Origin of the sequence: Okeania sp. SIO2F4 (assembly GCF_010672385.1) — a bacterium.
GTDB lineage: Bacteria > Cyanobacteriota > Cyanobacteriia > Cyanobacteriales > Microcoleaceae > Trichodesmium.
The window spans coordinates 1-6676 of the sequence record NZ_JAAHGT010000524.1; the positions used below are offsets into that span (position 1 = coordinate 1).

At 34.5% G+C, this 6676-nt stretch carries 2 protein-coding genes; both read right to left on the reverse strand.

Annotation, left to right across the window (positions count from 1 at the left end):
• Window positions 1–140 precede the first annotated feature (140 nt).
• Window positions 141–4532 (reverse strand): GUN4 domain-containing protein, encoded by a 4392-nt coding sequence (locus F6K22_RS26515; protein ID WP_293104955.1) that lies wholly within the window; start codon window positions 4530–4532, stop codon window positions 141–143.
• Window positions 4533–5113: 581 nt separating this feature from the next.
• The gene (locus F6K22_RS26520) at window positions 5114–6046 is read right to left on the reverse strand and encodes a M28 family peptidase (RefSeq protein ID WP_293104958.1); all 933 of its coding nucleotides are present in this window, start codon (window positions 6044–6046) and stop codon (window positions 5114–5116) included.
• Window positions 6047–6676 lie beyond the last annotated feature (630 nt).

Below are 6676 nucleotides of genomic sequence, written 5' to 3' on the forward strand. Positions count from 1 at the left end.
GAAATAACTGACCAGTTACAAAATCCTAAAAACCTTACTAATCAATACTTTTGACTTTTGAATGCATTAATTTTGACTTACGCGTAGCGGCACTAGACATATTTTTAATCGTTTTAATTTATGATTAATAAAATTAATCATTACAATGATTCCCAACCTAAATTTTGAATTTGTTGTAATGTTCCTCTAATATCAATTTCCTGTATTGCTTTTCTGCCATATATACAGATAATAACTTCCCTGACAGTTTGATTTTCGTCAGATAAACTTTTGACTATTTGTGACAACATAATTTCCCAAGCTTCTTGAGGAGATAAAACACCTACTCCAGTCCCAAATAAAGGAAAAGCAATGGTTTGAAAACTCCAACTATTAGCTAGTATCATACAACTATTAACCAACTCTTGAATTACTGGTTTATATGGAGTGCTTAATAATCCATAAAATACTTTCTTAGCTTGGAGTTTACCACCATTGGTCATAATTATTTCTCTTAAACCTGAACCACGCAGAGCAGTATTTTTGATCATATATCTCCTAGATTTCATCATTTCTTGCCAAATTTCTTCTCCACCAATTTTCCTGATTCTGTCGCAGACTAGACCACCGATACTACTAACAATTACATCTACTTCTAAATTAGTAATATCACCTTGATAAATTTTTACTACTTTGTCATGTACTAAAAATTCACCTAAAAATCCTTCTCCATCAGATTGATAAATTTTTACTAATTTGTCAGACTGACATACATCTAATTTCATTGCTATAGCAGAAATAATATCCCACCAAATAATTTCCTCACTGAAAATATTAGATTTTCCTAGATAAAAACTAAACCATAACCAATTCAATACTCCTCCGGGAAGATGACCTTTTGGAGAATTTATATCAAATCTTAATTCCTGATAAGTTAAAAGTTTATCTCCTATTTTCCAACCTAATTTGTCACCACAGTAATAATAATTTCCCAGGTCATTAATTTGATAACTACTATCTTGAGTTGCACCACAACTTTTCCAAATTTCTTTCTGAACGCTAAAGCCAAATTTACCGTTACTATATCTCACCCACAGATTATCTATTTTCAGTAGATCGTGGCAGGGAAAATTAATAATATCTTGCGCTCTTAACCAACCTTTTGATTCTCGACCAGCTATTTTCAGCATAATAGCAGTAGTTTCTAAATCTGCTTCTCGCCATTCTCCTGCTGCTAATAAATCCTGTAACCGAATATAGTTAATTTCATAATTAGAATTAAGACTAAAACTAACAGGAATTTCTGTAGGTTGCTTAACGATTTCTTGAGAAACAACATCACTTAAATCAACATTTTCTGTACTATTTTGATTCTGACGCTCCTCTAATTTTTCCAACTCTTCGGGATGAGTAACAAAATAATCCTGCAACCATTCATAACCGCGCACCAAAAGTTCATCCAAACTTTCAACTCGCCACAAATAAACCATGCTATTTTCCCCACCCGCAACCAAATATTTACCATCTTGACTAAAACTAATACTGGTTAATTCCGTTTCTGGAGTCTTCCATTCTGCCAGTTTGCGCCCAGAAAAATCCCACAAGATAACAGTATAGTCACTTCCTACAGTTGCTACCCGTTGCCAATCTAAACTAAAACATACATCCACCAATTTTTCCTGATGAGCGCTCCATTCTCTCAAAAGTTCTCCAGAGACATCCCAAACTTTGATTCTATCCCTACCCGCAGAAGCAACTTGGTTTCCATCAGCACTAAAACTGACACTTCTTACCTTATCTCGGTGCCCATCCCAGTTTGCTAACAGTTGTCCAGACAAATTCCAGATGCAGACTTTTCCATCCCACCCACCTGTAACAATGCGCTCCCCATCTTGACTAAAACTAACACTAGCAACAATTCTACGGTTACTACGTTTCAATATTGCTAGTTGTTCTCCTTCCAGGTTGCGTAATATTGCTGTACCATTAGCTCCCACCGCTACAAGAGATTTACTATCAGGACTAAATTTTATATCTAATATTAGGTCTTGTTTGGGGTGACATTGACTGACAAGTTGCCCGTCTTCGTTCCAAATTGAAATATTATTGCGCCCTGCTGTAGCTAGGTATTTGCCATCGGAACTGAAATTAATGCTGGTGAGTCTACCTCTGGTGCTTTTCCACTGAGTTAATATTTGACCAGATATATTCCAGATTTTGACACTGCCATCTTCTCCTCCAGTGGCTATTTTTTTAGTCAAACTGAAACCAACACTCCAAACTGTACCTTGTTGAGTTTTCCATTGAGTCGGTTGTTTTGGAAATAAATTCCAGATGCGAATTGTACCGTCAGCACCCACTGTGGCAATTTGTTTTTCATCTGGGGTAAAACTGAGAGCTGTAACTGAGTTACGATCGGCATTAAATTCAGTTAGCAGTTTTCCTGATAAATCCCAAATTTTGGTTGTACCATCTGCTGCTGCTGTGGCAATATGTCGATCGCTCGGACTAAAACAAACTTTTGTAATTTCTGCTTGGTGGGTTTCCCAGTCAAGTAAGCGTCGTTGTGGAAAATTCCAGAGTCGCACAATTCCATTTTTACTAATACAAAGCAGATATTCTCCACCCCAACTCATGTTTACATTTGTTAGGGTAAACTCGTCGCTCCGATCTACTTTCAATTCTAATGGTTGTCGTTTTAACCCTTTCCACAGTCTGACTATATTTTCTCTGACTGCAACTGCAATACACTCACCATCATCGGTAAAACTTACAATTATTTTCCAGCTTGAATGAATATTTTTTTGCTTGAGCGAGCGCCCAGAAATATTCCATAATTGTACTCCTTTTTCTGCTACGGTTGCTAAATATTCGCCATCATTACTAAATCTGATTTGAGAGATTGCTCCCTGATTACTTTTAAACTGATTTATTTGTTTTCCTTGTAAATTCCAAAGTCTAATAATGCCGTCTTTTCCTGCTGTTGCCAAAAGATATCTGTTGGGGTTAAATTTGACGGACAAAACTTCATTTTCGTGACTTTTTAGTTTGATGGAGTGAGGTTGTAATAACTGTTGTAATAAAATTGTGCCGTCTCTTTCTACGATAGCTAAATATTCTCTATTTGAGCTAAAGCTAATGTCTTTAACTCCGATGTAATTGCTAATAAATTTATTCTGTTGACGAATATTACCAATGATTTTTTGTAGTGTCGATATTGGATTGATAGTCGGATATTCTTGTAAAGAAAAATCATCTTGAACGATTTGTTTTAACTTTTTTCCTGCTTGTATTGCTAAAATTAATCCTTCTATTTGATTAAATTCAAACTCTAATAAAGCCTCATTTGTAATTTTTTCAATCTCTTGAAGATCTGTCTCAGAATATATTGATTTTTCTGCTGCTGATTCTGATAATAAACCTGCTTCTCGCAATTTATTTTCTACCCAATCAAGATTAAAGACTTCTGCATAGATTTTGTTGTAAACCTTTAACCTTCCTTTTTGTTTTACCACTACTCCCGTCAGTCGTAATTCTCTGTGAAAATCTTGATTATTAGCTTTAATTTTTCCCTGCTGTAATATCCGCCGATATAATAATAGTAATTCTCCCGAAGATTGATTACTATAAATCAGGCGATCGCGTATAGTTCTCAAATGTTCTGGTTCGTCTTTTGCTTCCCAATTTTCAATAATTTGTGACCGAACAATTTCTCCTATTAACTCTGCCTCATTTTTTCTAGAAATATTAAATTCAACTTCTTTACAGTAAGATAAAATTATTTGACAGACTTTTTGAGTTAAAAATGGTTGCCCCCCACTCCAATTTAAAATTTCTCTCAATACCATCATACCATCATTAAAAATACCAGAAAAACCAGCAACTAAAGGTATCGCTTCCTGCAATTTAAAACCATCTAATTCTATAGCCTTGCCAATATTAAAAGGTGTACTAATATTTCGATTTTTAATCAAATCTGATGGTGTAGCTACTCCCAATAAAGCAAAAGATAAACGTTTATATTCAGAATTATCAGCCCGTTTATTATAACAAGAACGAATTAAAGCAAAAAAGTCATCAACATTAAAACTCAAACTGAGAATACTATCAATTTCATCGATAAAAATTACAATATTTTCCGTTATTTCTCTAAGTAATACTTGTTCAATAAAAGCATTTAAACGTTGTAAAGCAGAAAGAAAAGAGCGATCGCCCCACCAACTCAAAATATCAAAACTATCCAATAAATCAAAACTACTGGCCAAACTATAAACTATTCCCGCATACCACTGTTCCGAGGTAATATCCTGACTACCAATGGCCGTCAAATCTATAGCAGCACAAACTACCCCAGATGCTTGTAAACGTCGCATTGTCTGAACCCGGAGACTAGACTTACCCATTTGGCGGGAGTTGAGGACATAACAAAACTCCCCATCCATTAGGCCATTAAAAAGTTCATCATCTGCCTGTCGTTTGACGTAAGTCGGAGCATCTACAGGTAGACTACCACCGACTTGGTAGGAGTAGGTTGAATTTCCTTCTGGATTCATTATGGTCAGAGGCCAATTTAGGAATTTATTTCCAAAATACATTATCCATTTTGGCAGATATTAACAGCAATTGTCCCTAGAAACTTCTGAATTCTTCCTAATAAGTCTTTGAAGAAAAATTATTTTGGCGCATACTAAAAATTAGTAGTAATATCATGTAATTTTAGTAGTCCGGCAGTCAGAAAAATGAAACTTTATTCGATATAATTCATTCAAATTTAACTCCCGATTCAAATTCCAGAAAATTGTTAATGATAAGTTACTTGGAGATAGGGAACAGGGAACAGGGAATAGGGAACAGGGAAGAAGAAAATGTATCTTATATCATGTCCGTTTAATTAGTTATAAAAAACTTTCTTCTCTTCTTCCTTCTTCTTCCCTCCTGAGTTCTGACTCCTTGATCCTTATTCATAAGTATTCAATCGGACATCATATTATTCATAAGATAACTGCTATATTCTATCCTTTTAAGGAACACCGCAATTCTCACATCTCATTCCTGATTGCTAAATTTATGATTAGTTGTAAAATAATCTAATCTTAATTAGATTTTAAAAAAAATTTCATCCCTGACTACTGATTTAGTCATTAATTACTCCAACAAAATCTGCAATTACTCTCTCCAAACCAGCCACAACTCTTGTGAATCTATCGAAATCTATTTTGTCAGGAGTATCCTCTGGTTGATGATAATAAGGATAGCGAAGAAAAGCAGTATCTGTTACCATTAAAGCTGGATAATTTTGCTGCAAAAATGCCCAGTGGTCTGATAAATCTACCCCAGCAAATAATCCTGGAAGTGCAGCACCTTCTGAGGGAAATTTAGTATGGCGACGAAAAGAAGCAATAACATCACATACTAATTTTCTATTCACCATATTACTGACAAAAGTAATGTAATTTCCTGTAGAAGGATAAAAATGATCGAGACCAGGAGGAAACTTTTGACTACCTAATTCATCAGAATAATAACCAATAGTTTCTAAGTTGAACATTGCCACAATATTTTCTTGATTTTGCCGACAATTTTTAGCGTAGACAAGACTACCCATATTAGGAGTCATAAAAAAAGGCGGTTCTTCATTCACAAATTCTACAAAACGCAAAGTTATAGATATTTTTTTCCCGGCAAATACCCGCGCTAATTCTAATACTGCTGCCGTACCTGTACCATTATCATTAGCTCCTGGGCAATTAAAAACTGAGTCATAATGACCCCCCACTACTACAATTTGTTCTGGTTGATAGGAGCCTTGAATTTCTACTTCTAAATTTTCAAATATTTGAGTATCTACTTGATAGCTTTGTCGTCTAACTTGATAATTACATTTACTAAATTCACTAGCAAGAAAATTAGCAGTATCTATTAGTTGAGAGTAATTTGAATAATTACGTTCGCCAATTTCAACCGCTAATTTGTATAAATTCTCTTCTAGTGAATATTTGAGAGAAGTTTCTGCTTCTGTTAGTCGTGGTAAGAGACCACTATAACTTTCTCCAGGCATTTTTAGCATAGAATTATTCTGAGATATTGGATATTTTTAGGGAACACTTAACGGGGAACAGGGAACACAGAAGAAGGAAAAAATGTATATAAATGTATATAAATGAATAATACCAATTCCCAAAAGTAACGCTATACTTTGGTAACACTTCAGTTATTAACTACTCCTTAACGTATGATTATTTTTTTGCGAATTTTAGGAAAGTTAATGTGAATTATTCTGATTTTTACTTCTCCCCCACTCCCCCACTCCCCTATTCAACAAAGTGTAGAAAAGTTTTTGAGAAATAGTATAAGATAACCCCTATACTCTCTTCTTTTTGAATAGTTATAATGAAAGTTTGTAGTAGAGATTTAGCCCTAAGTATAGATCGGGCTGAAGCCCTACTACAAACAAAAACTTTTTTTATCACTGATTATCCGGACATGATATAACTCCCGCCTAATTATTTATAAATGTTGAACCAGACATAATATAACTACTATGAAAAGAACCACCCCAATACTGAGGTGGCTATTGACTGATTGATTAAAAAACGAGTTAGCAAATGTGATTAGTATTAGCGTTTAACTGAATCTTGCTCCAACTAAGCTTTAAATTATTACAGACTTATTGGATATAAATCAACAGGGTTATTGA

Bases quoted from the DNA above. Each gene is read 5' to 3' on its own strand.
- F6K22_RS26515 (WP_293104955.1), bottom strand. From the start codon at position 4,532: ATGAATCCAGAAGGAAATTCAACCTACTCCTACCAAGTCGGTGGTAGT.
- F6K22_RS26520 (WP_293104958.1), bottom strand. From the start codon at position 6,046: ATGCTAAAAATGCCTGGAGAAAGTTATAGTGGTCTCTTACCACGACTA.